The 25,206-nt window shown below is 73.3% G+C and carries 29 protein-coding genes; 13 read left to right on the forward strand and 16 right to left on the reverse strand.

Annotation, left to right across the window (positions count from 1 at the left end):
• Nucleotides 1-207: 207 nt before the first annotated feature.
• Entirely contained in the window at nt 208-849 is a 642-nt protein-coding gene (locus Pdca_RS05115) for a LysE family translocator (RefSeq protein ID WP_085911764.1), read from the forward strand.
• Here Pdca_RS05115 and Pdca_RS05120 read toward each other — a convergent pair.
• The 7 genes from Pdca_RS05120 to Pdca_RS05150 form a co-directional block, all read right to left on the reverse strand.
• Nucleotides 824-3,847, reverse strand: coding sequence for an FAD-binding and (Fe-S)-binding domain-containing protein (locus tag Pdca_RS05120; protein WP_085911558.1), 3,024 nt, complete (start codon nt 3,845-3,847; stop codon nt 824-826). The genes Pdca_RS05115 and Pdca_RS05120 overlap by 26 nt on opposite strands.
• An 83-nt stretch (nt 3,848-3,930) precedes the next feature.
• Nucleotides 3,931-4,602 carry a GntR family transcriptional regulator gene (locus tag Pdca_RS05125; protein WP_085911559.1) on the reverse strand — a complete coding sequence of 224 codons (672 nt, stop codon included), beginning with the start codon at nt 4,600-4,602 and terminating at the stop codon, nt 3,931-3,933.
• Nucleotides 4,603-4,958: 356 nt separating this feature from the next.
• Nucleotides 4,959-5,906 carry a quinone oxidoreductase family protein gene (locus Pdca_RS05130; RefSeq protein WP_085911560.1) on the reverse strand — a complete coding sequence of 316 codons (948 nt, stop codon included), beginning with the start codon at nt 5,904-5,906 and terminating at the stop codon, nt 4,959-4,961.
• 5 nt (nt 5,907-5,911) lie between these two features.
• Entirely contained in the window at nt 5,912-6,814 is a 903-nt protein-coding gene (locus Pdca_RS05135) for a dioxygenase family protein (RefSeq protein ID WP_232021421.1), read from the reverse strand.
• Entirely contained in the window at nt 6,811-7,614 is an 804-nt protein-coding gene (locus Pdca_RS05140) for a citryl-CoA lyase (protein WP_085911561.1), read from the reverse strand. Before Pdca_RS05140 ends, Pdca_RS05135 begins: the two co-directional genes overlap by 4 nt.
• Nucleotides 7,611-8,777 carry a CaiB/BaiF CoA transferase family protein gene (locus Pdca_RS05145; protein WP_085911766.1) on the reverse strand — a complete coding sequence of 389 codons (1,167 nt, stop codon included), beginning with the start codon at nt 8,775-8,777 and terminating at the stop codon, nt 7,611-7,613. Before Pdca_RS05145 ends, Pdca_RS05140 begins: the two co-directional genes overlap by 4 nt.
• 73 nt (nt 8,778-8,850) lie before the next feature.
• Entirely contained in the window at nt 8,851-9,660 is an 810-nt protein-coding gene (locus Pdca_RS05150; RefSeq protein WP_085911562.1) for an IclR family transcriptional regulator domain-containing protein, read from the reverse strand.
• Between the two features lie 197 nt (nt 9,661-9,857).
• Between Pdca_RS05150 and Pdca_RS05155 the strand changes: the two genes are divergently transcribed.
• A complete protein-coding gene (locus Pdca_RS05155; protein ID WP_085911767.1) occupies nt 9,858-11,285 on the forward strand; it encodes an amidohydrolase family protein in 1,428 nt (475 codons plus the stop codon).
• A 7-nt stretch (nt 11,286-11,292) separates the two neighbouring features.
• Complete coding sequence (locus Pdca_RS05160) at nt 11,293-11,859, forward strand: dihydrofolate reductase family protein (protein WP_085911563.1); 567 nt, start codon at nt 11,293-11,295, stop codon at nt 11,857-11,859.
• Between the two features lie 39 nt (nt 11,860-11,898).
• Here Pdca_RS05160 and Pdca_RS05165 read toward each other — a convergent pair whose 3' ends face one another.
• A complete protein-coding gene (locus tag Pdca_RS05165) occupies nt 11,899-12,396 on the reverse strand; it encodes a hypothetical protein (RefSeq protein WP_085911564.1) in 498 nt (165 codons plus the stop codon).
• Nucleotides 12,397-12,426: 30 nt separating this feature from the next.
• Nucleotides 12,427-12,999, reverse strand: coding sequence for a TetR/AcrR family transcriptional regulator (locus Pdca_RS05170; protein WP_197719930.1), 573 nt, complete (start codon nt 12,997-12,999; stop codon nt 12,427-12,429).
• An 86-nt stretch (nt 13,000-13,085) separates the two neighbouring features.
• Between Pdca_RS05170 and Pdca_RS05175 the strand changes: the two genes are divergently transcribed.
• On the forward strand, nt 13,086-13,286 hold the full coding sequence (locus tag Pdca_RS05175; RefSeq protein WP_085911566.1) for a hypothetical protein: 201 nt from the start codon (nt 13,086-13,088) through the stop codon (nt 13,284-13,286).
• Between the two features lie 7 nt (nt 13,287-13,293).
• Here the strand turns inward: Pdca_RS05175 and Pdca_RS05180 are convergent, their stop codons facing one another.
• From Pdca_RS05180 to prcB, 3 genes are all read right to left on the reverse strand, one after another.
• A complete protein-coding gene (locus tag Pdca_RS05180) occupies nt 13,294-13,647 on the reverse strand; it encodes a bleomycin resistance protein (protein ID WP_085911768.1) in 354 nt (117 codons plus the stop codon).
• Between the two features lie 89 nt (nt 13,648-13,736).
• The gene (locus Pdca_RS05185; protein ID WP_085911567.1) at nt 13,737-14,243 is read right to left on the reverse strand and encodes a DinB family protein; all 507 of its coding nucleotides are present in this window, start codon (nt 14,241-14,243) and stop codon (nt 13,737-13,739) included.
• Nucleotides 14,244-14,245: 2 nt separating this feature from the next.
• A complete protein-coding gene (prcB, locus tag Pdca_RS05190; RefSeq protein WP_085911568.1) occupies nt 14,246-15,037 on the reverse strand; it encodes a proteasome subunit beta in 792 nt (263 codons plus the stop codon).
• 100 nt (nt 15,038-15,137) lie between these two features.
• Between prcB and Pdca_RS05195 the strand changes: the two genes are divergently transcribed.
• Nucleotides 15,138-16,187 (forward strand): NAD(P)H-dependent flavin oxidoreductase, encoded by a 1,050-nt coding sequence (locus Pdca_RS05195; protein ID WP_197719931.1) that lies wholly within the window; start codon nt 15,138-15,140, stop codon nt 16,185-16,187.
• A 4-nt stretch (nt 16,188-16,191) separates the two neighbouring features.
• Here the strand turns inward: Pdca_RS05195 and Pdca_RS05200 are convergent, their stop codons facing one another.
• Complete coding sequence (locus tag Pdca_RS05200) at nt 16,192-16,428, reverse strand: DUF397 domain-containing protein (RefSeq protein ID WP_085911769.1); 237 nt, start codon at nt 16,426-16,428, stop codon at nt 16,192-16,194.
• Between the two features lie 185 nt (nt 16,429-16,613).
• On the opposite strand from Pdca_RS05200, the gene Pdca_RS05205 reads away from it, so the two are divergent.
• Complete coding sequence (locus tag Pdca_RS05205) at nt 16,614-16,895, forward strand: hypothetical protein (RefSeq protein WP_125911268.1); 282 nt, start codon at nt 16,614-16,616, stop codon at nt 16,893-16,895.
• Between the two features lie 10 nt (nt 16,896-16,905).
• Here the strand turns inward: Pdca_RS05205 and Pdca_RS05210 are convergent, their stop codons facing one another.
• A complete protein-coding gene (locus tag Pdca_RS05210) occupies nt 16,906-17,130 on the reverse strand; it encodes a hypothetical protein (RefSeq protein WP_125911269.1) in 225 nt (74 codons plus the stop codon).
• Nucleotides 17,131-17,300: 170 nt separating this feature from the next.
• Here Pdca_RS05210 and Pdca_RS05215 point away from each other — a divergent pair, with 170 nt between their 5' ends.
• From Pdca_RS05215 to Pdca_RS05225, 3 genes are all read left to right on the forward strand, one after another.
• Complete coding sequence (locus tag Pdca_RS05215; protein ID WP_085911572.1) at nt 17,301-17,576, forward strand: hypothetical protein; 276 nt, start codon at nt 17,301-17,303, stop codon at nt 17,574-17,576.
• A gap of 155 nt (nt 17,577-17,731) precedes the next feature.
• Nucleotides 17,732-18,532: a Bax inhibitor-1/YccA family protein gene (locus Pdca_RS05220; protein ID WP_085911573.1), complete on the forward strand. Its 801-nt coding sequence runs from the start codon at nt 17,732-17,734 to the stop codon at nt 18,530-18,532.
• A 161-nt stretch (nt 18,533-18,693) separates the two neighbouring features.
• The gene (locus Pdca_RS05225; RefSeq protein WP_085911574.1) at nt 18,694-19,146 is read left to right on the forward strand and encodes a hypothetical protein; all 453 of its coding nucleotides are present in this window, start codon (nt 18,694-18,696) and stop codon (nt 19,144-19,146) included.
• A gap of 7 nt (nt 19,147-19,153) precedes the next feature.
• Here the strand turns inward: Pdca_RS05225 and Pdca_RS05230 are convergent, their stop codons facing one another.
• Nucleotides 19,154-20,374, reverse strand: a complete 1,221-nt coding sequence (locus tag Pdca_RS05230; RefSeq protein WP_085911575.1) for an acetyl-CoA C-acetyltransferase — start codon at nt 20,372-20,374, stop codon at nt 19,154-19,156.
• 108 nt (nt 20,375-20,482) lie between these two features.
• Between Pdca_RS05230 and Pdca_RS05235 the strand changes: the two genes are divergently transcribed.
• Genes Pdca_RS05235 through Pdca_RS05245 form a run of 3 tightly spaced genes read left to right on the forward strand, consistent with a single transcriptional unit; the run spans nt 20,483 to nt 23,520 of the window.
• Nucleotides 20,483-20,944 carry a pyridoxamine 5'-phosphate oxidase family protein gene (locus Pdca_RS05235; protein WP_085911576.1) on the forward strand — a complete coding sequence of 154 codons (462 nt, stop codon included), beginning with the start codon at nt 20,483-20,485 and terminating at the stop codon, nt 20,942-20,944.
• A gap of 19 nt (nt 20,945-20,963) precedes the next feature.
• Nucleotides 20,964-22,331, forward strand: coding sequence for a cystathionine beta-synthase (locus Pdca_RS05240; protein ID WP_085911577.1), 1,368 nt, complete (start codon nt 20,964-20,966; stop codon nt 22,329-22,331).
• Nucleotides 22,332-22,374: 43 nt separating this feature from the next.
• On the forward strand, nt 22,375-23,520 hold the full coding sequence (locus Pdca_RS05245; protein WP_085911578.1) for a cystathionine gamma-synthase: 1,146 nt from the start codon (nt 22,375-22,377) through the stop codon (nt 23,518-23,520).
• A 19-nt stretch (nt 23,521-23,539) separates the two neighbouring features.
• Here the strand turns inward: Pdca_RS05245 and Pdca_RS05250 are convergent, their stop codons facing one another.
• On the reverse strand, nt 23,540-23,767 hold the full coding sequence (locus Pdca_RS05250; RefSeq protein ID WP_085911579.1) for a hypothetical protein: 228 nt from the start codon (nt 23,765-23,767) through the stop codon (nt 23,540-23,542).
• Between the two features lie 149 nt (nt 23,768-23,916).
• Between Pdca_RS05250 and ilvA the strand changes: the two genes are divergently transcribed.
• Nucleotides 23,917-25,155 carry a threonine ammonia-lyase gene (ilvA, locus tag Pdca_RS05255; RefSeq protein ID WP_085911580.1) on the forward strand — a complete coding sequence of 413 codons (1,239 nt, stop codon included), beginning with the start codon at nt 23,917-23,919 and terminating at the stop codon, nt 25,153-25,155.
• Nucleotides 25,156-25,206 lie beyond the last annotated feature (51 nt).

Raw genomic sequence — 25,206 nt, forward strand, 5'->3', positions numbered from 1 at the left:
CCCGGGCGTAGCCGCGGCGCAGGCTGGTGAGCGCGAACGCGACCGTGCGCTTACCGGCGGCGGGCGGGCCGGCCAGCAGGATCCCGGTGTGCGACGGCGGCTCGGCCACGTCGAACTCCCTCGATCGTTGCGACGAGCATCACTCCAGTGCCCAGCCGGGGCGGAATCCGGTGGCCGGTGCCCGGCCGCGCGTGCTTCGCTCGTGCCGTGATCGAGCTGTCCGCGGTACTCGGTGTCGTTGTCGTCGCTCTCGGCATGGTCCTGACTCCGGGGCCGAACATGATCTATCTGACCTCGCGGGCGATCTCCCAGGGGCGACGCGCCGGGCTGGTCTCGCTGGCGGGTACCGCGCTCGGGTTCGTCTGCTACCTGGTGGCGGCCGCGGCCGGGCTGTCGGCGCTGTTCGTCGCTGTGCCGGCCGCGTACACCACGGTGAAGATCGCCGGAGCGGTGTACCTGGCGTGGCTGGCCTGGACCATGTTGCGGCCGGGCGGCCGCTCGCCGTTCCAGGCCCGTGAGCTCGCGCCCGAGTCGGACGCGCGACTGTTCGGGATGGGCCTGCTCACCAACCTGCTGAACCCCAAGATCGCGCTGATGTACGCGGCGCTGTTGCCCCAGTTCGTCACCCCGGCCGACGGCGCGACCTGGAGCCAGCTCCTGCAGCTCGGCGGTACCCAGATCGCGGTCGCGGTCACGGTGAACGCGATGATCGTGCTGACCGCCGCGTCGGTGTCGGGCTTCCTCGCCGCGCGTCCGCGCGCGATGACTGTCCAGCGGTGGGTCGCGGGCACCGTTCTCGGCGGGTTCGCGGTGCGTACCGCGTTCAGCCCGTCGCCGTCGGCGCCGTGACCCGGCGGTCGAGCAGCAGCTCGGCCAGGTGCACCGCGGGTCGCCCGCGCAGGTCGGAGATCTGGGTGCGGCAGGAGAACCCGTCGGCCAGGACGACGGCGTCGGGATCGGCGTCCAGCGCGGGCAGCAGGTTCTGCTCCGCCACCGCCACCGACACCTCGTAGTGCCCCGCCTCGACGCCGAAGTTCCCGGCCAGGCCGCAGCACCCGGCCAGCGCCCGGACCGACGCCCCGGCGCGGGCCAGCAGCTCCCGATCGGCCGACCAGCCCATGACGGCGTGGTGGTGGCAGTGCGGCTGGGCCACCACCGTCACCCCGGACAGGTCCGGCGGGGTCCAGCCGTCCTGGCGGGCCAGGAACTCGGCCAGCGTGAACGTGTTCCCGGCGACGGCCCGGGCGTCGTCGGTCCCGAGCAGCTCGACGGCGTCGCTGCGCAGCACCGCGGTGCACGACGGCTCCAGTCCGACGATCGGGATCCCGGCGGCGGTCGCCGCGGCCAGCTCGGCGGTGGTGCGGCCGAGGATCCGGCGGGCGGCGTCGAGCTGGCCGGTGGAGATCCAGGTCAGTCCACAGCAGAGCTGCTGTTGCGGGACCCGTGGCTCGAAACCGGCCCGGCGCAGCAGCTCGACGGTCGCCTGTGCGGCGGCGGGGGAGAAGCCGTCGGTGAAGCTGTCGGTGAACAGCAGCACCGGGGTGCCGCCGGTGGCCGCGGCCGCACCGGTGCGCCGCCACCAGCGGTGGAACGGTGTCGTCGCGAACGTGGGGACCGAGCGGCGGGTGTCCACACCGGCCGCCCGGAGCATCAGCCGTCCGATCCCGGGCAGCGTCGCCGCCCGGTTGGCCAACCGCGGTGCCAGCCCGGCCAGTCGCGCCCAGCGCGGCAGCCATCCCAGCGAGTAGTGCGCCCGGGGCCGGATCCGGCCCTTGTAGGCGCGGTGCAGCACCTCGGCCTTGTAGGCGGGCATGTCGATCCCGGTCGGGCAGTCGGAGGTGCAGCCCTTGCAGGACAGACAGAGATCCAGCGCCTCGTGCACCTCCGGCGCCCGCCAGTCGGTCCGCTCGCCGCGGATCATCTCCTGCAGCACCCGGGCCCGGCCGCGGGTGGAGTCCTTCTCCTCGCGGGTGGCCAGATAGGACGGGCACATCAGGCCGCCGTGCCCGGAGTTGTCGGCGCGGCACTTGCCGACACCGGTGCAGCGGTGCACGGCGTTGCCGAGATCGCCGCCGTCGTGCTCGAAGCGGAAACCGCGGGAGCCGACCAGCGGCAGCTCCGCGGTGAACCGCACCGACTCCTCGACCGGATCCGGGTCGACGAGTACTCCGGGGTTGAGCAGGCCGTCCGGGTCGAAGATCGCCTTCACCCCGCCGAACAGGCGCAGCGCCTCCGGCGAGTACATGGTGGGCAGCAGCGCACTGCGGGCACGGCCGTCGCCGTGCTCGCCGGACAGCGTCCCGCCGAACTTCGCGACTAGCTTCGCGGCCGCCGCCAGGAACTCGCGGAACGCGGTGGTGCCGTCAGCGCGGTCGAACGGGAAGTCCAGCCGCACGTGGATGCAGCCCTCGCCGAAGTGGCCGAACGGCGCGGAGGTCAGCTCGTGGGTGGCCAGCAGTTCGTCGAACTCGGCCAGGTAGGCACCCAGCGAGTCGGGTGGGACGGCCGCGTCCTCCCAGCCGGCCCAGGCCCGCTTCCCGGACGGGGCGATCCCGGCGAGCCCGGCGCCGTCCTCCCGGATCCGCCACAGCGGCGCGGCCACGGCCGGGTCGTCGACGATCCGGGTGCGTGCGGAGACACCGGATCCGGCGAGGGTGGCCGCCCGGTCCATGACCTCGTCCCGGTCGTCGCCGGCGAGTTCGACGAACAGCCAGGCGCGGCCGTCCGGGAGTTCCGGGACCCGATCGGCGCCCCGCCGGGTGCGGACGACGTCGACCAGCCGGGAGTCGAGCCCCTCGCAGGCGGTCGGCCGGTACTGCACGACCCGCGGGGCGGCCTCGCCCGCGGCGACGATGTCGTCGAAGCCCAGCGCCACCATCACCCGGTGCGCGGGGTCGCGCACCAGCCGGACGGTCGCCGCGGTCAGCACACCGAGGGTGCCCTCGGAGCCGACCAGCGCCTGCCCGAGATCGAACCGCTCGGGCAGCAGGTGCTGCACGGCGTAGCCGGAGACCTGCCTGCCGAACCGGTCGAACTCGGTGCGGCCGACGGCCAGGAACCCGGCCATCAGGTCCTGGAGTCCGGTCACCAGGCCGGTGTCACCGGTGACGGTGGGGCGACCGGCCTGGTCGTAGCCGGTGCCGATCCGCGCGCCGGACGCGGTGACCAGTTCCAGCCCGGCCACGTTGTCGGAGGTCCGGCCGTAACCCAGGCTGCGTGCGCCGCAGGCGTTGTTGCCGATCATCCCGCCGATGGTGCAGCGGGTGTGCGTCGACGGATCGGGGCCGAACCGCAGTCCGTGCGCGGCGGCCCGTGCCTGCAGCGCGGCCTGCACGGTGCCCGGCTCGACGACCGCGGTGCGGGCCTGCGGGTCGATCGAGAGCACCCGGTTCATGTGCCTGCTGAAGTCCAGCACCACGCCGCGGCCGATCGCGTTGCCCGCGACCGAGGTGCCGGCGCCCCGTGACGTCAGCGGCACGCCGAGCTCCCGGCAGACGGCCAGGGTGGCGAGCACGTCGTCGGCGGAGCGGGGGCGCACCACGCCCAGCGGCGGGATCCGGTACAGCGACGCGTCGGTGGCGTACATCGCCCGGGTGCCGGGATCGTCGCGGAACTCCAGGCCGTGCCGGTGCAGCGCCGCGGCCAGAGCGGGATCGGGCCGGGCGGGATCCGGCCGAGCCGGGGCGGGCAGAGCGGGATCGGGCCGAGCGGGATCGGGCCGAGCGGGATCGGGCCGAGCGGGACCCGGCTGAGCCGGATCGGGCCGGGCGGGATCCTGCTGGGCGAGATCCTGCCGGGCGGGATCGGGCGGGCCGGATGCCGGTGTCCGGGAGTTGCCGTCGAGCATGCCCGCCCTCTCGCGTGGTGGTGTGATTGCACGTTACATGCTACTGATCAGTAGCCGGAATCGGCGGTCCGCGCCGGGACCCGTCAGACCCAGCGTTGCCATTCCTGCCGCCATGCGGCGGAGTCCTCGCTGAGCACGTCGGCCGTGCTCAGCAGGTGCTCGCGCATCGCCGCACTCGCCCGGTTGCGGTCCCCGCTCGCGACGGCGTCGGCGACCGCGCGGTGCTCGGCGATGATCTGGGTCGCCCCCCGGACGTTCGGCATGCTGCGCCTGCCCTGCAGCGCGATCGCGTCGCGCAGGGACAGCACGATGCCCGCCAGCCGCTGATTGCCGCCGGCCCGCATGATCACGTCGTGGAAGTCGCAGTCGGCGCGGAAGAACCCGTCCGGCTCGTCGGCGTGCGCCCGCATCCGGTCGAGGGTCGCCGTGAGCTCGTCGAACGGGAAGTCCGGGTTGGCCGCGGCACGCCCGGTGGCGGCCGGCTCCAGGAGCAGCCGCAGCGTCGACACCTCGGTGATGTCGGCCTCGGTGCTGTGCAGGACGCGTGCGCCGCGGTTCCGCTCGATCCGGACCAGGCCGGCGTTGGCCAGCTTCAGCAGGGCCTCCCGGACCGGGGTCCGGGACACCCCGAACAGCTCGCCGAGCTCCTGGGCCGAGTAGAGGCGGTCGGGGGTCAGCTCGCCGCTGCGGATCGCGTCCCGTACGGCGACGGTGAGCTGATCGGCCTTGCTGGGCTGGTCGGCGAGCCGTTCCATGACACTCCTTCGCTCGCCGGTGATTCTAGTTTCCCGGTGCGGAACGCTCCGGGCCGAGCGCACCCGCACCCGCACGGGTTCGTGTCCTTCGCACGGGATCGGATCCCGTGCGAAGCGCACGAACCCGTGCGAACCCGGCCCGGGGGCTGCCGGACGGACCCGTGCGGGCGGCGGTCCGGGGCTGCGCCTGCGTCCGCACGGGATTGTGTCGTTCGCACGGGATCGGATCCCGTGCGGATCGGACGATCCCGTGCGAAACCCGGCCCGAGGGTGCCGGGCGCCCCGGGGCCGGAGCCGTCCGGCGCCGGGGCGCGGGGGAGACCGATCCGGACCCGGTCGGGCGCCTCGGCCACCGGTCAGGGGACCAGCACGATCCGTCCGTCGGTGCTCCCGGTGGCCTGGCGCTGCCAGGCGGCACCGGCGTCGTCGAGCGGCCGGCGTTCGTGCGGGAGTTCGAGGGTCCCCTCGGCGACGGCGGTAGCGACCGCGCCGAGGGTCGCCGCCCGCTCGGCCCGGGACAGCTCGTTGTTCGTGTAGCCGATCACCCGCAGCGACCCGCTGCGCAGCGTCGCGGAGTCGATCGGGCTGGTGTCCCCGGCCGAGCTGCCCAGGTGCACCATCCGCCCGCCCGGGTGCAGCGCACGCAGCGCCGCCGCGGCCGGGACCCCGAACAATGGGTCGATCACCAGGTCGGCGCCACCGTCACAGGCGTCGGTGAGGCTCGCGGCCAGCTCGTCGAGATCGCCGTCCAGACCGACCACCACGTCCGCTCCGGCGGATCCGGCCCGGGCCCTGGCGGCGGGGGAGCGGGCCCCGGCGACCACTCGTGCGCCCGCGGCGCGGGCGAACCGCACCGCGGACAGCCCGACCACGCCACCCGCGCCGAGCACGAGCACCGTCTCCCCGGCGACCAGCCCACCGCGGGCGTGCAGGCAGGCGTGCGCGGCGACCGCGGACAGCCCGGCCGCCGCGACAGCGACCGGATCGGCCGCCTCCGGCAGCTCCACCAGATCGGCGGCGACGGCCGTTGCGAGCTCGGCCATGCTGCCGTCACCGGGGCGCATACCGGCCGTCGTCGGGAACCAGACGGGCCGCCCGTCCACCCGGCCGACCCCCTGCACCCCGGGCACGTACGGCGTCGCCGGTACCCCGAAGTAGGAGGTGCCCGACGCGCACAGCAGGTCGAGCGGGGTGATCGGCGCCGCCAGCAGTTCGACCGTGACCTCGCCCGGTCCGGGAGCGGGCGGCGGGCCGTCCCGCACGACCGGTGGTTCGCCGGGGCGCTCGACGAGTACGCGGCGCATCGGCGTCAGGCCGGCTGTAGGACGAAGTCGTACCGGGCCTCCAGCCACGGCACCTCGGAGTGCCCGCCGTCCGGCGTCGGGCCAGGTCCGTGCTCGGTGAAGCCGACGATCAGCTCCCGCTTCACCCCGAACACGACGTCGGAGTCCAGGAACTCGGTGCCCTCCCGGAACAGGTGGGTGATCAGCGGCGCGAAGCCGGACTCGTTGATCAGGAAGTGGATGTGCGCCGGTCGGTACTGGCTGATGTCGGTGCCCGAGATGAGCGCGCCGACCGGGCCGTCCATCGGGATCGCGTAGCCGAGCGGGGCGATCGTCCGCACGCAGTAGCTGCCGTCCGGGCGGGTCGTGTACTTGGCGCGCAGCCGGGCCTCGTCGACGTCGAGCTGGGCCTCGTAGGCGCCGTCGGCGTCGGACTGCCAGACGTCGAGCACCGCACCGGGCACCGGCGTGCCGTCCAGCGAGCGGACGGTGCCGTGCACGTAGAGCAGCTCGCCGGCCAGGCCGTCGGACATGTCCTCGCCGAAGTCCTTGTCCGGTGAGCCGTCGATGTGGAACGGGCCGAGCACCGTCGCCGGGGTGGCCGCCGGGTCGAACCGGTGGTTCTGCTGCACGACGAGCATGGACAGGCCGAGCACGTCGGAGGCCAGGATGAACTCCTCGCGCTTCTCGTCGCTGATCTGCCCGGTCGCGGTGAGCCACCCGATCGCGGCCATCCACTCGGCCTCGGTCAACCCGGTCTCGCGGGCGAACGCGTGCAGGTGCCGCACCAGCGCGGTCATCAGCTCGGCGGTGCGCGGGTCGTGCGCGGTGGCCCAGCGCGCCGCCGCCACGTCGGTGATCGTGTCCTCGGTGACGGTGGTGGGCTGGATCTTCTCCGGTGTCTTCTCCTGGGTCTCTTCCTGGGTCACGACAGCTCCTCGGCGCGGTAGGGACGGGGATCGACGGAGCGATTGTTCAGGTCGACCGAGAGGAAGATGTCGTTCGCGACCGGATTGCGCAGCTCCTCGGCGAGCTGGCCGACCAGTCCGGCGGTGCGGGCGAGCAGCGCGAACCCGCGCAGCAGCTCCAGCGGCAGGCCCAGGTCGGCCAGCGCCGCCCCGCAGACCCCGGCGCCGTTGAGCGGGAGCGTGCGCCCCAGCACCTCGGGATGCACCCGGCCGATCGCGGCGAACAGCCGCAGGTGCGGGCCGGTCAGTCCCTCTTCCTCGGCGATCGCGAACAGTCGCGGGGTACGCGGATCGCCGTCCTTGTGCACGTGATGGCCCAGCCCGGGGACGAACCGCTTCGCGGCCCGCTGCGCCGCGACGATCTCCAGCGCGACGGCGTCCCAACCGGCGTCGTCGGCCGGGTGCTCGGCGGGCAGCTGGTCGTGCAGGAACCGGCCGCAGTCCTCGGTGACGCCGAGGAACCGCGATCCGCCACCGAGCAGCCCGGCGGCCAGCGCACCCTGCACCGAGTCCGGCGCGGACAGGTGGGTGAGCCGGGTGACGATCGCGGTCGGCGTGAAGCCGTGATCGGCCAGCGCGGCGAGGACGGCCTCGAACACCCGCGTCTCACCCGGCGTCGGACGGCGCTGGGTGGCCAGCCAGAAGGCCAGCTCCCCGAAGCCGACCTCGCCCATCACGTCGTTCGCGAGATCGTGCCCGAGCAGCGTGATGGTGTCCTTAGTGGACGCGCCCAGCGCGGTCTCGTACGTCCGGTCGCTCATGTCTCGCTCAGCCACTTCCGCAGGTCGGCGCCGTGCTCGTCGAGCTGCGGCGGGGGGAGTCGGTACACCGCGGGGGTGCTCGAGAAGCGGATCGGGTGCCGGGTCGTCGGGATCGCCCGCTCGCCATCGCCGACCTCGACGACCGGATCCAGGCCGAACCGCTCGGCCATCGCGAACCCGCCGTCGATGGTCTGGATCGGCCCGCACGGCACACCGGCATCGGTGAGCAGCTCGAACCACTCCACCGCGCCCCGCTCGGCGAGCCGCTCGGTGAGGACGGGGCGCAGCTCCTCCCGGTTCGCGGTGCGGTCGGCGTTGCGGGCGAACCGCGGATCGTCGGCCACCTCGGGGATGCCCAGGACCTCGCAGAGCTTTCCGAACTGCCGGTCGTTGCCGGCCGCGACGATCATGTCGTCGTCGGCGGTGGGCAGCGGCTCGTACGGGAACACGCTCGGGTGTGCGTTGCCCATCCGGTACGGCACGGTGCCCGACGCGACCCAGGCCGAGCTGTGGTTCACCAGGCCGGTCAGGGCCGAGGACAGCAGGTTCACCTCGACGTGCTGGCCCTCGCCGGTGCGGTCGCGGTGCCGCAGCGCGGCCAGGATGCCGATCGTCGCGTGGTTGCCCGCCATCACGTCGAACACCGAGATCCCGGCCCGGAACGGCGACCCGTCCGGGTCCCCGGTCAGGCTCATCAGCCCGGACATCGCCTGCACCATCAGGTCGTAGCCGGGCACGTGTGCACCGGCGCCGGAGCCGAATCCGGAGATCGAGGCGTAGACGACGCCGGGATTGGTCGCGGCGACGCTCTCGTGGTCCAGCCCGAACCGGGCCATCCCGCCGGGCCGCAGGTTCTCGATGACGACGTCGGCGCGGCGGGCCAGCTCCCGGGCGGCGGCCCGGTCGTCCTCGTCGCGCAGGTCGAGTGCGATCGACCGCTTCCCGCGGTTGATCCCCAGGTAGTAGGTGGACTCGCCGTCGCGCTCGGGGGGAGTCCAGGAACGGGTGTCGTCACCGGCCGGGCCCTCGACCTTGACCACGTCGGCGCCCATGTCGGCCAACAGCATGGTGGCGTAGGGCCCGGCCAGGATCCGCGAGAAGTCGGCCACCAGGATGCCCGACAGCGGTCCGCCGCCAGCGTCCGGTACTCCGGGGTCGGCCATGAGATCCTCCGTGCTGATCGCGATGCGGACAACTGTCCGCATATGACGATCGTGGCTCCGGAGCGGGCCGCGGTCAAGCCGGGGCGGGCACCGTCACGTGCGGCACGGTCGCCAGCCGGGCGAAGTCGGCGCTGATCTCCCCGGCGGCCTGCAGCAGCAGCGGCAGGTGGTGTTCGAGCAGGGTCTCCAGCGGCGTCTCGGCCGCGTGGCAGTTGACGTTGACCCCGGCGATCACCCGGCCGTCGCCGTCGCGCAGCGGGGCGGCGACCGACCGGATGCCGGGTGCGAGCTGCTCATCGGTGAGTGCCCAGCCGCGGGCCCGGACCTGGCGGAGCTCCGCGTCGCGCTCCTCGGGCTCCGGTCGCCAGCGCGGGGTCAGCCCGGACCGGGTGGGTTCGGCGAGTACCCGTTCCAGCTCCTCCTGGGAGAGCGCCGCGAGCTGCACCTTTCCCAGCGAGGTCGGCAGGGCCGGGAACCGGGTGCCGATCTGGACCGCCAGGGTGACGATCTTCGGGACGGCCACCCGGGCGACGTAGACGATGTCCGAACCGTCGAGCTGGCCGATCGAGCAGGACTCGTTCGTGCGCTCGACGAGCCGCTCCAGGTGCGGGCGGGCGATCTCCCACAGCCCGGTCGACCGGACGTAGGCGACGCCGAGCTCGAGCACCCGCGGGGTGAGCAGGTAGCCGCGGGCGGAGCTGCGGACGTAGCCCAGCTCGGTCAGCGTGATCAGGATGCGGCGCGCGGTCGGCCGGGCGAGTCCGGTGGCGGCCGCGACGTCGGCCAGCGTCATCTCCGGCTGGGCCGGCCGGAACGCGGTGATCACGTCCAGCCCGCGCGCGAGGGCCTCGATGAAGTCCGGCCCGGTTCCCTCACGTGGCATGGGCTCCCCCTCGTCCGCTGTCCGGCCGCCCACGGTAGCCGGTCGTGTCCGCTCTGCGGACGGGTGTGTCCATCACGCGCATGGGTGTCGCCGACAGTCCGTTGACACCGCAACCGCTCTGCGCCACAGTGGCTCGGCCGGAGTCTGTCCGCTTGGCGGACGTCCGTCCGATCGTGTTCACAGTGAAGGAGCACCCGATGAGCGAGTCGATCGTCCTCCGTGGCGGAACCGTGCTGACGGTGGACGCGCGGCGGACCGTGCTGGCCGGCCACGACGTCCTGGTGACCGGTGACCGGATCGCCGCGATCGGGCCGGACCTGACCGTGCCGGAGGGCACCGAGGAGATCGACGCGACCGGCGGCATCGTCATGCCGGGCATGATCGACACCCACCGGCACATGTGGCAGACCTCGCTGCGCGGCTACGGCGCCGACTGGACGCTCACCCAGTACTTCGTCTGGAACTACCTGGAGTGGGGCAAGATCTTCCGCCCGCAGGACGTGTACGCGGGCAACCTGCTCGCCGCGCTGGAGGCCCTCGAGGCCGGGGTCACCACCACCGTCGACTGGTCGCACGGCCTGCAGACCCCGCAGCACGCCGACGCCGCCGTCGACGGCCTGCAGGCGACGGCCGGCCGGTTCGTCCTGGCCTACGGAAACATCCAGGACGCCCCGGCGAACTGGACCGCCGATCCGGGCTTCCGGGAGTTCGTCGGGCGCCGGATCACCCCCGGTGACGACATGCTCGGCTTCCAGCTGGCCTTCGACGTCACCGGCGACCCGGCGTTCCCGGAGAAGCCCGCCTTCGAGGTCGCCCGCGAGCTGGGAGTGCCGGTCACCACGCACGCCGGGGTGTGGGGCGCCACGAACGACGACGGCATCCGGCTCATGCACGAGCACGGCTTCATGACCCCGGAGACGGTGTACGTGCACGCCGCGACCTTGAGCACCGACTCCTACCAGCGGATCGCCGCCACCGGCGGATCGGTCTCGGTGTCCACCGAGAGTGAGCAGAGCGCGGGGCAGGGCTACCCGCCCACCTGGGCGCTGCGCGAGCACGGCATCGACGTGTCGCTGTCGATGGACACCTCGATGTGGTGGAGCGCCGACCTGTTCTCCGCGATGCGCGCGACGCTGGGCGCCGACCGCTCCCGCGAGCACCTGGAGGCGCACGCCCGCGGCGACACGGTCACTCACTCGGCGCTGCGCGCGGAGCAGGTCGTCGAGTGGGCGACCCGCGGCGGCGCCCGCGCGCTCGGCCGGGAGGCCGACCTGGGCAGCGTCGAGACCGGCAAGAAGGCCGATCTGGTGCTGATCCGCAACGACCACTCGCCGGTCTCGTTCCCGCTGCTCAACCCGCACGGGCACGTCGCGTTCCAGGCACAGCGCGCCGACGTGCACACGGTGCTGGTGAACGGACGCGTGGTGAAGCGCGACGGCCGGCTGGTCGACGTCGATCTCGCCGCCGCCCGGGACGCCGTCGGATCGACCGTGGAGCACCTGCGCGCGACGATGGGCGAGGACGCCTGGCAGCAGGGGATGAACCCGGAGATCCCGGAGACCAAGATCCTCGACAACCCCTACACCTACACCGACTACCGCAGCGGGGCGACGCACCAGGTGTAATGGGCCGATGGGGCGGCTGCGGTACTCGATGATCATGTCGGCGGACGGCTACCTGACCGACAGCGAGGGCCGCTACGACTGGGCGGTCCCCGACGACGAGGTGGTCGCGTTCATCACCGAACGCGAGCGCGTCGCCGACACGCACCTCTACGGCCGTCGGATGTACGAGGAGATGCGGGCCTGGGAGGACGTCGACGAGTCCTCCGGCCGCAGCGGGACCGATCTCGAGTTCGCCCGGACCTGGCGGGCCGCGACCAAGGTGGTGTTCTCCCGCAGCCTGACCGCGGTGAGCACCACCCGGACCACCCTGGAGCGCGATCTCGACCCGGCCCGGGTCCGGGCGATCGTGGCGGCGGCGCCGGGCGACGTCTCGATCTCCGGGCCGACCCTCGCCGCGGAGGCGATCCGGACCGGGCTCGTCGACGATCTCGAGCTCTACCTGGTCCCGATGCTGGTCGGCGGGGGTCTGCGGGCGCTGCCCGACGGCGTCCGCACCCGGTTGGAACTCGTCGAGCAGCAGCGGCTCACGGGCGGTTTCACCTTCCTGCACTACCGGACCGGTGCGACGGCCTGAGCCGCCGCAGGCCCCGCCCGGATGTCACCCGGCGGCTGCTCACGCCGGCGGGCGGTAGCGGTAGCGGCTCTGCCACACGCACCACGCGACGAGTCCCACCACCAGCGCCGTGACGGCGACCCACACCGGTCCGGCCGGGAGCCGCGGCGGATCGACCCGCGTCGCGTGCACCGCCGCCACCGGGACCAGTGCGAGGAAGGCGACGATGACGCCGAACAGCCTGCTCATGTCCTCGGCGAGCATCCGCCGCAGCTGCCCGGACCGCCTCGGATGCGTCCAGTACTCCTTGTGCGGCACGGTGATCGAACCCAGCGGGCCCCGGGTGACCAGTGCGTACAGCCCGGCCCCGGTCCCGATCATGAGCAGGCCGAACACGGCGCCGAGACCGAGGAACTGGCTGCGGGTGCCGAACCAGGTCGGCGTGCCACCGGCGTCGAAGTGCATCGGGACCCCGTCCGGCGGCAGCTCCGTCCCGGCCCAGAGCAGTGCGGCGAGATAGAACACCGATCCGACCAGAAGCGGGAACCACGGACGCATCGGACGATCGTCGCAAAGGCCGGCCGGTGCTCATCGGGTGGGCGCGAGCCGCTCGAGCATCGCCGCCAGTACCCGGCGGGCCCGCTCGGCCGGTGCGCCGTGCAGGGCGACGTCGCTTCCCAGGCCACCGGCGAGTGCGAGCAGCGCGTAGCCGTCGTCCTCCGGGGTGGGTGAGCCGGCGTCTGCGACGACCCGCACGGCAAGGCCGAGGATCTCCTCGTCGCCGTCGGTGAGGATCGCCCTGGCGCGCTCGTCGACCTCGCGTGCGGCGAACGCCGCGTGGATGCGGATCGCGTCGCGGGACTCGGGATGTGCGCCGATCAGTTCGTCGAGGATCGTCGCCAGCGCGCCCCGCTCGGTGTCGGGACCGGAACGGGCCCGCTGCTCGATCCGCTGCTCCATCCGGCGGTGCGAGCGGTCGAGCGCGTGCAGCAGCAGTGCGTCCTTGCTGGCGAAGTAGTGCTGCACCCGGCCCATCGAGATGCCGGCCTCGGCCGCGACCGAACGCAGCGACACCGCCTCGGTGCCGGCCCGGGCGACGAGGGCGAGCACCGCGTCGGCGATCTCGGAGCGGCGGGTGTCGTGGTCGACGGTTCGGGGCACGACCGCATCGTAGCAATGCGGTTGCATTGACAACGGCGCCTGCGCACTGTTGCAATGCAACTGCATTCTAAAAGGGGAGGTGCAGGGTGAAGGCAGCACAGAACGTCGTCGGCCTGGTGGGGCTGACCCTCGGGGTCATCCCGCTGGTCATGTTCCTGTTCACCGGGCGAGTGGGGCTGTGGGGGCCGTTGGTCATCACCGGCCCGATGCCGTGGATCGCACCGCTGCTCGTCGCCGTCACGGCGGGGATCGCGCTCGTCGTGCTGGAGCGCCGGGACCGGGCGTAGCGGTGACTCAGCCTGCGAGCGGCGAGCCGTAGCGGAGCAGGTTGCCGTCCGGGTCGATCTGAGCGCCCTCGCGCAGTCCGTAGGGGGTGTCCACCGGGGCGACCGCGCGCCCGCCGGTCACGCCCGACCAGCGGGCGTGCAGTTCGTCGGCGTCGTCGACGTGCAGGTAGGCGCAACCGGCGGTGCGCAGCGGATCATGATCGGGATCGACCGTGACGTGCAGCTCCACACCGTCGAGCACCGCGAACCCGTACTCGTCGCCGTAACGCTCCACGACGAAGCCGAGCGCGCGGTAGTGGTCGAGCCACCTGCCGAGATCGGATGTGGCGAACACCGGCGCGACCGACCGCAGCGTGGACATGGGGTACAGCCTGCCGGATCGCCGCCGGACCCGGCACACGGCGAGGAACGCGCGAACGCGCCGGTCCACGCGCCGGCCCGCGGTGGGGCTCAGCCGCCTGCGCCCCGCACCACCCGCTCCCGGCCCAGCTCGGCGACGTTCTTCATCAGCTCCGCGTTGGCCCAGGCGATCAGGTGGCCGACCGTGTGCCCGTCCGGCCAGGGGAACGTCACGGGCCGGGCGAGATCGGCGTCGTCGAGCCCGGCCGCCCAGGATGCGGCCAGTGCGCGCAGTCCGGTGACCACGCCGTCCGAGGTGCCCGGGTAGACCACATCGGAGCGGTCCCGGTGTGTGACACCGGAGAGCTCGTCCAGCGCGGTGCCCCACCACCACAGCAGGTGCCAGGCGATCCAGGCGCCGGTCGGTGCTGGCGGCGGGTCCGGCTCGGCGTCGCCGTCGGCGGGGAAGTCCGGCGTCCAGGATCCGTCCGGGCCGCGGTGCACGGTCCAGTGCAGCGGCGCCGGGATCCGGGTCAGGTCGTCGTCGGTCAGCCGCTCCAGGTGGTACTCGCAGAGCGACCAGGTCAGGTCGAACTGCCAGCGCAGCAGGTCGGTCACGTTCAGCCGCCGGGGCGCCGGGTCCGCTCGGCGAGCATCACCTCGGTCGCGGCCCGCACCTGGTCCTCGTCGACCTCCGCGGTGCCCTCGGCGGTCACCGTGACCAGGTTCGGGAACAGCGAGCGGATCAGGTCCGGGCCTGCGGTGGCGGTGTCGTCGTCGGCGGCGTCCCAGAGCGCGTTCACCGCCAGCGAGATCGCGCCGGCGCGGTCGAGATCGGGCCGGTGCAGCTTCTTCAGTGACGCCTGCGCGAAGTCCGATCCGGATCCGATGCTCGCGTAGCCGGAGCGGTTGCGGGCGATGCTGCCCGACGCGTCGAACGTCACGATCCGGGCCGGATCCGGATCGGCCGGGTCGTAGCCGACGTAGAGCGGAAGCGCGACGAAGCCCTGCATCGCGGCGGGCAGGTTCTCCCGCACGATCGTCGACAGCCTGCGGATCTTGCCGTCCTGGCTGATCGGGGCGCCCTCGACCTTCTCGTACTGCTCGACCTCGGCCGTGAACAGCTTGAGCAGCAGCAGCGCGTGCCCGACCGAGCCGGCGAACCCGGCCGCGGACGTGCCGTCCACGACGACGACCTTGACCAGGTCCTTCTGCGCGATCAGGTTGCCGGACGTGGCCCGCCGGTCCCCGGCGAGCAGCACGCCGTCGGCCCAGGTGAAAGCGATGATCGTGGTGCCGTGCGGGGCGCGCAGGTCGGCCGGGACCCGATGTGCGGGATCGCGGGGCAGTCGGGCGGGCAGCGCCTCGGGGGCGTGTGCTCGCAGCTGTTCCAGGAACGACGGGCCGGTCATGCGGGGAGCTGGCTCCGATCTGCTCTTGCCGGGGCGGACCCGGACGATCCTTCCCCGGGTGGCTCCGAAGGTCCAGCCGGAAAGGGGCAGACTCGCCGGGGTGAGCGCACGCGAGCGGGCCGGGTCCTTCTGTACGCGGTACGGGCTGAGGGTGCCCGTGCTGGAGGCGCCGATGGCGGGCGCCTGTCCGCCGGGGCTGGCGGCCGCGGTGGCCGGCGCCGGCGGGATGGGTGCCGCCGGGGTCGTCAACGACTCCCCGGCGGCGATCGCCGACTGGGCCGGCCGGTACCGGGAGCTCGCCGGTGACGCGCCGTTCCAGCTCAACGTGTGGATCCCGGACCCGCCCGCCGAGGCAGGCACCGACGCCCAGGCGGCGTTCCTCGACGGGCTCGGCGGTACCGCGGGTCCCGCGGCGGGCCCGGCACCGGACTTCGACGAGCAGGTCCGCGCCGTGCTCGCCGCCCGGCCCACCGCCATCTCGACGATCATGGGGCTGCTCCCCGCCGAGCACGTCGCCGCCGCGCACGCCGCCGGGATCGCCTGGTTCGCGACGGCGACCACCCTGGACGAGGCGCTCGCCGCGGAGCGGGCCGGTGCGGACGTCGTCGTCGCGCAGGGCATGGAGGCGGGCGGGCACCGCGGCAGCACCCGGCCCGAGGACGCGGACGGCACCACGGTCGGGTTGTTCGCGCTGCTCCCGTGGCTGGCGGGTTCGCTGTCGGTGCCGGTGGTGGCTGCCGGGGCGGTCGCCGACGGCCGGTCGGTCGCCGCCGCGCTGACCCTCGGCGCGAGCGCCGTGCAGGTCGGGACGGCGCTGCTGCGTACCCCCGAGGCGGGGATCGACGCCGGTTGGGCGGCCGAGCTGGACGGGCTCGCCCCGGAGCACACCGTGACCACCCGCGCGTACACCGGCCGGACGGCGCGTGCCGTCCCGACCCGCTACGTCCGGGCCTGGGCCGGGCCGGACGCGCCGGCCCCCGCGCCCTACCCGCAGCAGCGGCGGCTGGTCGCCCGCTACCGGGCGGGGGAGCCCGGGGTGCTGGACCGGGTCAACCACTGGGCCGGGCAGGCCGCGGCCCGGGCGACGACCCGGCCCGCCGCCGAGGTGGTCGCCGGCATGTGGCGGGATGCCGACGCGCTGCTGCCGTGAGCGCTCAGTCGAGCATGTCGTCGAACTCGCCCTTCTTGGCTCCGTCCACGAAGGCCGAGATCTCGGCGGGGGTGTAGAGGAGAACCGGGCCGTCCGGGTCGGCCGCGTTGCGCACGGCGACCCGGCCGTCGTCCAGCACCGCGAACTCGACCCCGTCATGCGTGTCGTCGCCGGTGCCCGCGGGCCGTCGCCAGACGACCGGGCCGAGATCGGCCGCGCGGGTTCGGTGCGGCTGGGACATCGGGGCCTCCGGGGTGCGGTCGCGGTTGGGCGCGCTGAGTGCGCTGACTGCGGAGAGTGCCGAACGTGTGTGCATCCGATCTTGCATCCGCAAGCGGCATCGCCGACGATGGGATCCATCCTGACGGGAAGGGTCGTGGGAATGCGCCGGTCGACGTACGGACATCCATCATGGAGGTCGGCGTCGTGAGCGCAGGAAAGGCCCACGAAGCCGACGGCCCCGAGGTCCTCACGCTGACCTCGGTCATCGACCGACTTGCACACAAAGTGACCGACGTCGAGCTGTGTGCCCCGCACGCCACACGAACGGGGCGCTACGAAGCGCTCTGCGGGCACCTGGTGTCGCCGGCGCCGCTCGTCGCAGCGGACGGCACGCCGTGCCGGCGGTGCGTGGAGCTGGACCCGACCCCGACCGTCACCACTCCGCGACGCCGCGGCGGGTGGCTCGGCCGGTTGCTTCCGGCCTGACCCGGCCGCCTCAGCGGGCCAGCTGGTCCGCGTCGGGTCGCTCGCGCCTGCGCAGCGGTCCGCGGACGCGGCGCTCGAGAAAACGCCGCCCCTGATGGGTGAGCTTGCTCACCACGTTCGGCCCGCGCCGGCGCTCGATCGCATCGCCCAGCCTGCCGAGCAGCCAGGCCAGGATCGGCGCCCCCACGGCCAGCAGCAGCCACACCCGCAGATGACGGGAGATCAACACCCACATGGCGACGACCACCTTCGGTGACTCGACGATTCCGGTCGGGATCGACCGTAGTACGGCCCACCGACAGTCGCCGGGTACGTGACCGCACCGGCATCCGCTCGTTGGTGTGACAAGGGCAGGTTCCGGCTCCCCCCCCCCGGCCGGACGCCCGGGTTCGAGGAGGTGTGCCCGTGTTCGCTCCGGGTGCCGACGGCCTGGTGTTCCTGGTCGCCGTGCTGGTGCTGCTCGCCGTCGTCCTGATGCTCCCGGCAGGCCGTCGGGCCGTGTCGGCCGCGCTCCGTTCGCTGCGCAGGCTGCCGGGCCTGATCCGGGCCGAGCTGCGTGGGGCGCCGCCGCTCGGGCCCGAACCGCGGCGCGACGACACCACCCCGGAGATCCCGGTGGTGGACGGCGACCGACCTCCGCCGACACGGATGTTCCCGCAGGTCGGGCGCTTCGAGCGCTGATCTTCAGGGGTCTTTGCCGGGCGGCCTGTCGCCGGACGGGTGACAAGCGGTAAATTTTCTTTTACCGGTGGGAACCACCGGCGGCTCCCCGGCGTTGCAATGATGCGAGGGCTCGCCGCTGGTGAGCCCCGCAACGTCCGTCGAGGAGGATCCAGGTGCGCTCCACGAGCAACCCGGCGTTCCGCAACCTGCCTACCCAGCAGGGCGGCTACGCCACGTTCGACCGCTCGGGTGGCGGCATGATGGGCGGGGCCTCCGCCTACGCCGGCTCCCAGTCGTCACACGTCGACCCGAGCCAGGCGGCTCAGGAGACCGGCCGTCCGATCACGGTCGACGACATCGTCCAGCGGACCGCGATCAGCGGTGGTCTCGCACTGGTCGCGGGCTTCCTGACCATGTGGTCGGGTCTCATCGTCCTCGCGCTGCCGGCGTTCGTGGTCGGCATCGTGGTGGCGCTGATCGTCATCTTCAAGCAGAAGCCCAGCGCTCCGCTGACGCTGACCTACTCCGGTGCGATGGGGGTGGCGCTCGGCGGCATCTCCTCGATGTACCCGGGCGTCGCGCTGCAGGCCGTCATCGGTACCGCCGGTGTGTTCTTCGGGATGCTGGTCGTCTACAAGACCGGCGCCGTGCGGGTCACCCCCCGGTTCACCAAGTGGATGATGGGCGCCCTGATCGGCGTCGTCGTCCTGATGCTGGCGAACCTGGTGATGAGCTTCTTCGTCGGTGGCGGGCTCGGCCTGCGCGACGGGAGCCCGCTGGCGATCCTGTTCAGCCTGGTGGTCATCGGGGTGGCGGCGTTCAGCCTGCTGCTCGACTTCGACGCCGCCGACAACGCGGTGAAGGCGGGTGTGCCGGAGAAGTACTCCTGGTACATCGCGTTCGGTCTGATGACCACGCTGGTCTGGCTCTACATCGAGATCTTCCGTCTGCTGAGCTACTTCCAAGGCGACTGACCCGCAGCACGATCCGGCCCCGCGTGGGCCGGGGAGCGGGCCGGACTCGCCCCCTCCGGTCCGACGACGCCGCGGGCACCCTCGGGTGCCCGCGGCGTCGTCGTGTCCGGGGTGTCCCATCGCTCTTACGCGCGGGCTCCGGGCGCCGTAGCGTCTCCGAGGTGCCCGGGAACGACCCGGTCGCGGCCGGGGTCACCGTCTTCCTGGCCATCGCACTGGGGCCGGCGTTGCTGGTGGTGCTGCTGGTGCGTGCACCGGCGCTCGTCCGGCACCTGATCGCGTTCCGCCGCCGGTCCCGGGCCGCAGCGCCGACGCCGTCCGGGCCGCCGCTGGAACGGCTGGTCGCCGATCTGCGCCGGCTCGACCGGCTGCGTCGTGGCCCGCCGCCGAGCACCCGGCTGCGCCGGGTGGCGCTGCTCGCCGCCTACGACGACGTGCTGCTGGCGGCCTGCCGGGCCACCGGCGTCGAGGACCCGCCACTGCGGGCCTGGGTCGAGGCCGGTGGCACCGACGGTGCCCTCGACGCAGGCCGCGACCTGGCCCGGCTGCGCACCGAGGCCGCGCTGGAGGCGACCGGGGTGCGGATCGATCCGCCCGGCCCGGCCGCCGCGTGACGGTCGGTCAGGAGAGCCGCTCGAGCACCATCGCCATGCCCTGGCCGCCGCCGACGCACATCGTCTCCAGGCCGTAGCGGCCGTCCCGGGCGCGCAGCCCGTTGAGCAGCGTGGTGGTGATCCGGGCACCGGTCATGCCGAACGGGTGGCCGAGCGCGATCGCGCCGCCGTGCACGTTCAGCTTCTCCTCGGCGATGCCGAGATCGCGGGCGCTGGGCAGGACCTGCGCGGCGAACGCCTCGTTGATCTCGACGAGGTCGATGTCGTCGATGGTCAGCCCGGCACGGTGCAGCGCCTGCTTCGAGGCCTCCACCGGGCCGTAGCCCATGATCTCCGGCGAGAGGCCGGTCACGCCGGTCGAGACGACCCGGGCGAGCGGCGTGATGCCGAGCTGCTCCGCCCGGATGTCCGACATGATCACCAGCGCCGCGGCGCCGTCGTTCAGCGGGCAGGCGTTGCCCGCGGTGATCCGCCCGTCCGGCCGGAACACCGGCTTGAGCTCGGAGATCTTCTCGTAGGTGGTGCCTGCCCGGGGGCCGTCGTCGGTGCGGACGACGGTGCCGTCGGGCAGCGTGACCGGGGTGATCTCGCGCTCGAAGAACCCGTCCGCGATCGCCTGCTCGGCCAGGTTCTGCGACCGGACCGCGAACCGGTCCATGTCCTCGCGGCTCACGTCCTTGTACAGCGCCAGGTTCTCCGCGGTCTGTCCCATGGCGATGTAGGCGTCCGGGAGGAGGTTCTGCTCGCGCGGGTCGCTCCAGCCCCCGGCGCCCTTCTCCGCCGTCTCCGCGGTACGGGTCTCGGCCTCGGCGAACAGCGGGTTGTGCGTGTCCGGCCAGGAGTCGGAGGTGCCGCGGGAGAACCGGGAGACGGTCTCCACGCCGGCGGAGACGAACACGTCGCCCTCGCCGGCCTTGATCGCGTGCAGTGCCATCCGGGTGGTCTGCAGCGACGACGAGCAGTAGCGGGTGATCGTGGTGCCCGGCAGCGAGTCGTAGCCGAGCTGGATCGCGACGATCCGGGCCAGGTTGTTGCCCTGCTCACCACCCGGGAGGCCGCAGCCCAGCATCAGGTCGTCGATCTGTGCCGGGTCCAGCGAGGGGACCTGGTCCAGGGCCGCGCGCACCATCTGCACGGTCAGGTCGTCCGGGCGCATTCCCGCGAGGGAACCCTTGTTGGCTCGACCGATCGGCGAGCGGGCCGCAGCGACGATGACGGCTTCGGGCATGGGACGTCCTCCTCCAGCGCAGGGGTCGGCGACGACTCTACTTGCGGGTAACCGGGCCCCGGCGCGGGACGTGACGAAACTGTCAGGGGTACCGGGCATGCTTCCGCCATGACCTCCTGGGGAGAGTTCCGGTCCGCCGAGCCCGAGTTCGCCGAGCTGACGCAGCGGATCCTGCAGCGTGGCGTGGCCCTGGTGATCGCGACCCTGCGGGCCGACGGATCGCCCCGGGTGTCCGGGATCGAGGTCGTGTTCGACGACTCGGGCCCGGCCACCGAGTTGGCGTTCGGATCGATGCCGGGTGCGCGCAAGGGTGCCGACCTGCGGCGGGATCCGCGGTTCGCGCTGCACGCGGCGCCGGCCGACCAGAGCGGCGGTGACCTGGGCGACGGCGACGTGAAGGTGTCCGGCCGGGCGCTGTGGACCGGCCCGCTGTCCGGCCCGGTGACCGGCGACGCCTTCCGTGTGGACCTGTCGGAGGTGGCCTGGACCGGGCTGAACGACGCGCGCAACCGACTGGTCGTGCGCTGGTGGACACCGTCGTCGGGACTGCGCTCGGTCGAGCGGGAGTGAGCGGTGCGAGGATGCCTTCATGCGCTATGTCGAGCACGTCGTCGACCTGGTCGGGAACACCCCGCTCGTCCGGCTGGGAGCGGTCGCCGAGGGAATCACCCCGCCGGTCCTCGCCAAGGTCGAGTACCTGAACCCGGGTGGTTCGGTGAAGGACCGGATCGCCCTGCGGATGGTCGAGGCGGCCGAGGCGTCCGGTGAGCTGCGCCCCGGCGGCACCATCGTCGAGCCGACCTCGGGCAACACCGGCGTCGGGCTGGCGATGGTCGCGCAGCGCAAGGGCTACCACTGCGTGTTCGTCTGCCCGGACAAGGTCGGCGAGGACAAGCGGAACGTGCTGAAGGCCTACGGCGCCGAGGTCGTCGTCTGCCCGACCGCCGTCGACCCGGACCACCCGGACTCGTACTACCGCACCTCCGACCGGCTGGTCGGCGAGATCGAGGGCGCCTGGAAGCCCAACCAGTACGCCAACCCGGCCAACCCGGAGTCGCACTACCGCAGCACCGGCCCGGAGATCTGGGAGCAGACCGAGGGCCGGATCACCCACTTCGTCGCGGGCATCGGCACCGGCGGCACGATCTCCGGGATCGGCCGCTACCTCAAGGAGGTCTCCGGGGGCGCGGTGCGGATCATCGGGGCCGACCCGGAGGGCTCGGTGTACTCCGGCGGCACCGGCCGTCCGTACCTGGTGGAGGGGGTCGGCGAGGACTTCTGGCCGACCACCTACGACCGGGACGTGTGCGACGAGATCGTCGCCGTGAGCGACGCCGACTCGTTCGACATGACACGGCGCCTCGCTCGCGAGGAGGCGCTGCTGGTCGGCGGCTCCTGCGGGATGGCGGCGGTCGCCGCACTGCGGGTCGCCGCGACACTGCCCGCCGACGCGGTGGTCGTCGTCCTGTTGCCCGACGGCGGCCGGGGCTACCTGGGCAAGGTCTTCAACGACGCCTGGATGGCCAGCTACGGCTTCCTCCCGCCGTCCGAGGGCGCCACGATCGGCGACGTGCTGCGCCGCAAGGACGGGTCGATCCCGGCGCTGGTGCACGCGCACCCGAACGAGACCGTCGCCGACGCGGCGCTCTACCTGCGCGAGTTCGGTGTCTCACAGATGCCGGTCGTCAAGGCCGAGCCGCCGGTGATGGCCGCCGAGGTGGCCGGTGCGGTCGTCGAACGGGACCTGCTGGACGCGTTGTTCACCGGCCGCGCGCAGCTCGCCGACCGGCTGGAGGGCCACATGTCCCCGCCGCTGCCGACGCTGGGCGCCGGCGAGTCGCTGCAGGACGCGATGGCCGCGTTCGCGAAGGCCGACGCCGCGCTGGTGCTGGTGGACGGCAAGCCGGCCGGGGTCGTCACGCGGTCCGACGTGATCGCGTTCCTCGGGAACGGCTGACCGGGGCGGAGCCCGATCGCACGCGCGCGTACCCTCCGGGCACATGCAGGGCTTCTCCACACGGGCGATTCACGCCGGTCAGGACCCCGACCCGACCACGGGTGCGGTCACCACGTCGATCCACACGAGTTCCACCTACGCGCAGGACGGCGTCGGCGGGATCCGTGGCGGGTACGAGTACTCGCGCAGCGCGAACCCGACCCGGACGGCTCTGCAGGAGTGCCTGGCCGCCCTGGAGGGCGGCCGGCACGCGCACGCGTTCGGCTCCGGGATGGGTGCCACCGACACGCTGCTGCGGATCCTGCTCCGCCCCGGTGACCACCTGGTCATCCCGCACGACGCCTACGGCGGCACGTTCCGGCTGGTCGACAAGGTGCTCGCCGGGTTCGGCGTCGAGCACACCCCGGTCGATCTCGCCGACCACGACGCGCTGCGCGCCGCACTGCGTCCCAGCACGCGGGTGGTCTGGTCGGAGACCCCGACCAACCCGTTGCTCGGGATCGCCGACATCGCCGGCCTGGCCGCGATCACGCACGAGGCCGGGGCGCGGCTCGTCGTCGACAACACCTTCGCCTCGCCGTACCTGCAGACGCCACTCGCGCTCGGCGCCGACGTCGTCGTGCACTCGACCACCAAGTACGTCGGCGGGCACTCCGACGTCGTCGGGGGTGCCCTGATCACCGACGACGACGAGCTCGCCGAGCGGATCACCTTCACCCAGAACTCGGTCGGTTCGGTCCCCGGTCCGTTCGACGCCTGGCTGACCCTGCGCGGGGTGAAGACCCTCGCGGTCCGGATGGAGCGGCACTGCGACAACGCCGAGCGGATCGCCGAGCTGCTCGGGGCGCACCCGGCCGTCTCGCAGGTGCTCTACCCGGGGCTGCCCGGACACCCCGGCCACGAGGTCGCCGCCAAGCAGATGCGCCGGTTCGGCGGGATGGTGTCGTTCCTGGCCGCCGGCGGGCGGGACGCAGCGCTGCGGATCTGCGCGGAGACGAAGCTGTTCACCCTGGCCGAGTCCCTCGGCGGCGTCGAGTCGCTGATCGAGCATCCCGGCCAGATGACGCACGCCGCGACCGCCGGCTCGATGCTGGAGGTCCCGGACAGCCTGGTGCGGCTGTCGGTGGGGATCGAGGATGCCGACGACCTGGTCGACGACCTGCGGACCGCGCTGGACACCGTCCGCTGATCACCTCGGTCGGAGGGCCTCAGCTGCGGGACTGCTCCGGGGTCGACGCCGGGTCGGTGACCGTCGGCGGCGGGGCGACGACGAGGTCGCCCGGCTCGACGCAGCCGCCGACCAGGGACCAGGACCCGTCCGGCCCCGGCTCGTAGTGGCCGGGGTCGTCGCAGCCCGCGCCCTGCACCGTCGTCACGGCGAGCGCGGTCAGCGCGGCCGCCAGCAACAGCGGCGCGGTGGTGCGCAACCGGGTCATTCGCGAGTTCCTCCCCGGCCACGGGCGCGGAGCGGAGTGGGCCCCGCAGGGTTCCGGGGCCCACGCAGCGTGCCTCGACCCTGAGTGGTTCGAGGATCACGCCCGGTGGCTACCGGCGAGGCTACCGGCGGTGGTGCGAGACTGCCCGGATGGTCGCCGCACCGGACGCCTCCGTCACCCCGCCGGTCACCTCCGCCGACGTGTACGCCGCCCGCGAGCTGCTCGACCCGGTGGTGCGCAGGACACCCGTCGCGGGAGCCAGGGCGCTGTCCGGTCTGGTCGGCGCCCCGGTCCACCTCAAGTGCGAGAACCTCCAGCGCACCGGCTCGTTCAAGATCCGCGGTGCGTACACCAGGATCGCCCGGCTCGCCCCGGAGGAGCGGGCCCGCGGCGTCGTCGCGGCGTCGGCGGGCAACCACGCACAGGGTGTGGCGCTGGCGGCCCGGTTGCTCGGGGTCCGGGCGACGGTGTTCATGCCGGAGCGGGCCGCGCTCCCGAAGGTGGACGCCACCCGCGGCTACGGTGCCGAGGTCGTGCTGACCGGTCGTTCGGTGGACGAGGCGGTCGGCGCGGCGGCCGAGGCGGCCCAGCGCTCGGGCTCGGTGCTGGTGCACCCGTTCGACCACCCCGACATCATCGCCGGCCAGGGCACCGTGGGCTGCGAGATTCTCGAACAGGTACCGGACGTCGGCACCGTGCTGGTCTCGGCGGGCGGCGGCGGGCTGCTCGGCGGCATCGCCGCGGTGCTGCGCGAGCGCCGGCCCGGTGTCCGGATCGTCGGCGTGCAGGCCGCCGGCGCGGCCGCCTGGCCGTCGTCGCTCGCGGCCGGCCGCCCGGTCCCGCTGGAGGCGATGCGCACGATGGCCGACGGGATCGCCGTCGGACGCCCGGGCGACATCACGTTCCCGCAGGTGGCCGGCCTGATCGACGAGCTGATCACGGTCGGGGAGGACGCACTGGCCGGTGCGCTGGTGCACTGCCTGGAACGGGCGAAGCTGGTCGTGGAACCGGCCGGAGCGGCGCCGGTCGCGGCCCTGCTGGAGCACCCGGAACGGTTCGACGGCCCGGTCGTCGCGGTGCTGTCCGGCGGGAACGTCGATCCGCTGGTGCTGCTGCAGGTCATCCGCAACGGGCTGGTCGCGTCCTCGCGGTACCTGACGCTGCGGGTGCAGGTGCCGGACCGGCCCGGTGCGCTGGCGGAGCTGCTGGCGCGGGTCGGGACCCTCGGTGCGAACGTCACCGACGTGGCGCACTCGAGGATCAGTGGTGCGCTGCCGGTCGGCGAGGTCGACGTCGAGCTGAGCCTGGAGACACGCGGGCCCGAGCACCGGGACACGATCGTCGCCGGGCTGCGGGCGGCCGGGCACGCCGTCACCGCACCGTCCTGAACCGCACCGTCCTGATGCCGTGCTGCCGGGTCCGTCACGACGAGGGGCCCG

This window comes from Pseudonocardia autotrophica, assembly GCF_003945385.1.
GTDB classification, from domain to species: domain Bacteria; phylum Actinomycetota; class Actinomycetes; order Mycobacteriales; family Pseudonocardiaceae; genus Pseudonocardia; species Pseudonocardia autotrophica.